Here is a 4,203-nt window from a genome sequence, read left to right as displayed (position 1 = left end):
CTCATGCATGCTAGTATCTTAGGATGATTATGGCAGAAAAATTGAGAGACAAAACGCCCGCTCCTACCTCTTCGCTCATTCCCCGTTCCTCCTGTCTCCCCCTCCCCTCCTGGGAGGGGCTAGGGGGGGGTTGGGAGGGGCTAGGGGTGGGTTGGGAGGGGCTAGGGGTGGGTTGGGAGTGGGAGGGGTTAGGGGTGGGTTGTCTCCTGTCTCCTACCCCAGCAAAAAGACTTTCCATAAGCAAACCCTATTTTAAAATCCCGAACCTCTTTTTCCATTGGGCATAATTGTCCACCAATTAGTTTTTGCCATGTCTATTTGCCTGTCATTGATCATTGCATTAGTGAGATTAGCACCACACAGATTTGCTCCCCGTAAGTTCGCACCATTCAAATAAGCATCTGTCAGGTCTGCATCCCGCAGATCGCATCCTGCCAAACTAGCTGTACTTAAATAAGCCTTAGTCAGATTTGCATTTTTGAGAATAGTATTAGTTAAATTAACATGACCAAGATTACCATCAGACAAATCTGCACCTTGCAAATCACTTTGATACAAATTAGCTCCATAAAAATTCACCCCAGACAACTTGGCATTACGTAAATTCAGGCGACTTAAATTACAATCAGCAAAATCTCTTCTACCTTTAGCATAAGCACTACGCAACGTTGCAGCAGTCCATTTTTCCGGAGCTTTAGAGTTTAATGCTGTTGTCTTTTTCGGAGAAATCGGAGAAACCGTTGTCAAATATCCTTTAGAAGCTTCTTTCCTCATCTTCATTTCAGGTCGAGCTCGAGTTGCAGATTTTCTTTCTAAACGAGTTTTACGCTCTCGAATTTTTTGAGCAACTTGAGTATTAGGAGACATCCAGGAAAAATCATCTTCATTTTCATGGAAAACTGTGGGATCTTCTCTACGTAATGTATTTAAATTATTATCTGCAGTCGGTTCAACCTGCTTTTTCTTAGGTTCTTTTTTCTTCAATGCTGCTAAAAGTTCTTCTGCTGACTGGAAGCGATGTCGCACGGAAACTTCTAGCATTTTCTCCAAAATTCCCCCAAACCAGTCGCTAACAGTAACAAGAGGACGCCAGAGAATTTCACCATTGATCTGATCGTAACCAAGGCTATTTGGAGTTTTTCCTGTCAGCAGAAAAATGCAAGTTACTCCCAGGGCATAAATATCACTTGCGTATACAGGTCGCAAAGCCATTTGTTCTGGTGGAGCAAAACCAGAAGTACCAATAGAAATATTTGTAAAAGCAGTTTCTCCTGTACCACCACTGGCAATATGAGTTTGATTAACATGATCTTTTACTGCACCGAAGTCGATCAGAACTAAATGACCATCCTGACTCCGACGAATGATATTAGCAGGTTTAATGTCTCGGTGAATTACTTCCTGACTGTGGATATAACTTATTACTGGTAATATCTCAATCAAAAATTGTTGAGCTTGTTCTTGATTAAGTATACCCTGTTTTTTGACTTCCTGTTTTAATGTTGAGCCACTCACATATTCTTGAACTAAATAAAAATGTTTCTTCCACTCAAAATAACCTAATAATCTAGGTACTTGGGGATGATGGCCAATTTTTCCCAGAGTCTCAGCTTCTCGCTCAAATAGTTTTCGCGACATCTCTAATACACTTGGTGTTGTTGTCGATGGACGCAATTCCTTGATTACACAAATTGGAGATCCTGGTAATGAGGTATCCTTAGATAAAAAAGTTGCTCCAAAACCTCCTTTACCAAGAGGTTGAATAATTTGATAGCGATCGCGTAAAATTAACTCTGAACCACAAGCTTGACATCTTTTTACACTATTTGGGTTCTGAGGTTGAGGACAGGCAGGGTTTATACAGTAGCTCATACTTTATTATGCAAAAATATTAATTTTAATTTTTCTTTATAATGACTAATCTCTTCAACGCTAATTTCACTAACCAAAGGCCAATTTATTTGGATTTACACAAAGCTTATTATCTAAAATTTCATACATCTATCCTAGTCCCGGCCTGATGAGTCCAGATATATAGTTCATAGTATAGTTACATATATTTCCTAAACAACAGATAGATATGCTACACATTTGTTAAATAGGTTGATTTTAAATAATTAACTTAATAACCTAGATATATTACATTATATTGACATCCTCCCCGGCTGTTAGGCACGGGGATTCCTACCGAGCCGTAACTCCTCGGCGGGTTGACGTCTCACAGGCTGCTGCACCCACCCCTCTTGCTCCCCTCCCGGGAGGGGATGGGGGTGGGTTACACTTGCCTCCACGTCCGTTTTTTGTCTCCGAATGCCCTCCGGCGACTAATATATTTATCGCTGCATTCTCGTCTAAGAACATGTTTTGCACCACAGTTGAGACACTCCCATTCTCGCACCTTCAGGTCTAGCTTCCCACCTTTAAAGCCACAATTTGAGCAAATTTGGGATGTTGGCTCCCAACGACTAATTACTCTAAAATCACGACCATATTTTTCAGCAATTCCATCTAAGAATGTTCTGAATTGTCTCCATCCTAAATCGGATATAGCTCTGGATAATTTACGGTTCTTAACCATACCAGATACATTCAAATCTTCTAAAACAACTGTTTGGTTTTCACGAATTATTTCAGTAGATAATTTATGTAGAAAATCAGTTCTTGTATCTTTCAATTTGCCATGGAACTTAGCAACTCTAACCCTTGCTTTTTCATACCTTTTTGACCCTTTAGTTTTATGAGATAATGACTTACTTAACTTTCTTAATTTCTTAATTCTTTTCTTCAGAGGCTTAGGAGCATCAACCTTTGTACCATTGCTAAATGTAGCAAAAGTTTTAATACCTAAATCTATACCTACTGAATTATCAGTTTTAGGTAAGATTTCTGGTTGTATTTCTACTACAAAACTTAAGAAGTATCTAGTAGGGGCGATTCGCGAATCGCCCCTACAATCTTTGATTACTGTTACTGATGATGGAGCAGTAGGTAATTCTCTTGACCATACAATTTTCAGCTTTCCAATTTTGGCTAAATAAACTTTATGTTGACCAACTTTAAATCCTCCCTTTGTAAACCTAGCAGTCTGTTTTGATTTTCTGCTTTTGAATTTAGGAGGTTTAACAGGTCTACCTTTTCTCTTGCCTTTAGTCGATTTAAAAAAGTTTTGATAAGCCTGGTTTAAATCATTTAAAGATTGCTGCAATGGTATAGTAGAAACTTCTGATAACCATTCTCTATATTCAGCCTTCTTAGCTTGAGTTATAAACTGTTTTTGTAGTTCATAATTAGTGGGTTTCTTTTCTCCTGATTTATACTTTTCTTGACAACAAGCTAGACTATCATTCCAAACCACACGGACCGAACCAAATAGCTTTGCTAATCGGTATTTTTGTCCCGGTGTTGGATAGATACGATACTTAAATCTAGCTTTCATAATTTGACTATTAAACTAACAATATGATAATATATTTATTGAAAGAAAATCAACTACTAATAAAGTCGCCCGCTTATGGGCGAGGCTTTAAACCCAATTTTCTGGTAATAGTGGGATGATAATATGATTAAAGTTTATAGTTATTTCCAAAATCATCTCAAATTAAAAAATTCTTGATTAAGATTAAGTTTATCTCTAAATCAAATATTTCCAGAATTAGAAAAGGTATTTTAGCCAGGACAGAAAAGTAGAAGCACCAAGTATTCAAAATCAGAAGTAGTTATCCGTAGTACTAATGAGTTACTCGAAAGCATTAATTATGACTTTTGAGTTCTGTATCTGCAACCTCCACAAAAGTCAAAAGTAGATACATATAGGTTAAAAACTTTAACTGATAATCATTTGAGTAAATTAGTAATTAACTAAGGATATAACTCTTAAAGGAAGTATTAGCATACAAAATGAATTAGTGGAAGGTTAAGGCCAACTACTAACTAAATACTACCAAATTAATGATTTTTTGGGAGTCTTAAATTCACTTATTCCGCTCCCACGCCCAAAATTTAAGTACCTATGAAAATTAATTTAACATTTAATTGAGATAGGGAAGAGGGAATAGTAAGGTAATCCTGTATCGATCTTGACATCCTCCCGACGCTGCTCTACGAGACAGCGCGGGATTCCTTAACATCACTGTTAGGGGCTTTCTGTTTCTTAGCACCCGCATAAACGAGATTTACTCTCAGATGGTCTAAAAGCGCGCTCCA

The 4,203-nt window shown here is 37.8% G+C and carries 2 protein-coding genes; both read right to left on the bottom strand.

Features of this window, described 5'->3' with window-relative positions:
* Nucleotides 1-252 precede the first annotated feature (252 nt).
* Nucleotides 253-1,872: a serine/threonine-protein kinase gene (locus F6K54_RS41360; protein ID WP_293090305.1), complete on the bottom strand. Its 1,620-nt coding sequence runs from the start codon at nucleotides 1,870-1,872 to the stop codon at nucleotides 253-255.
* A 403-nt stretch (nucleotides 1,873-2,275) separates the two neighbouring features.
* A complete protein-coding gene (locus tag F6K54_RS41355; protein WP_366558393.1) occupies nucleotides 2,276-3,436 on the bottom strand; it encodes a transposase in 1,161 nt (386 codons plus the stop codon).
* Nucleotides 3,437-4,203: the final 767 nt, after the last annotated feature.

Origin of the sequence: Okeania sp. SIO3B5 (assembly GCF_010692555.1) — a bacterium.
GTDB lineage: Bacteria > Cyanobacteriota > Cyanobacteriia > Cyanobacteriales > Microcoleaceae > Okeania.
This window is presented reverse-complemented; position numbering and strand designations above follow the sequence as displayed.

Excerpts from the sequence above, each read along its gene's own strand:
- F6K54_RS41355 (WP_366558393.1), bottom strand. The coding sequence starts at position 3,436 with ATGAAAGCTAGATTTAAGTATCGTATCTATCCAACACCGGGACAAAAA.
- F6K54_RS41360 (WP_293090305.1), bottom strand. The coding sequence starts at position 1,872 with ATGAGCTACTGTATAAACCCTGCCTGTCCTCAACCTCAGAACCCAAAT.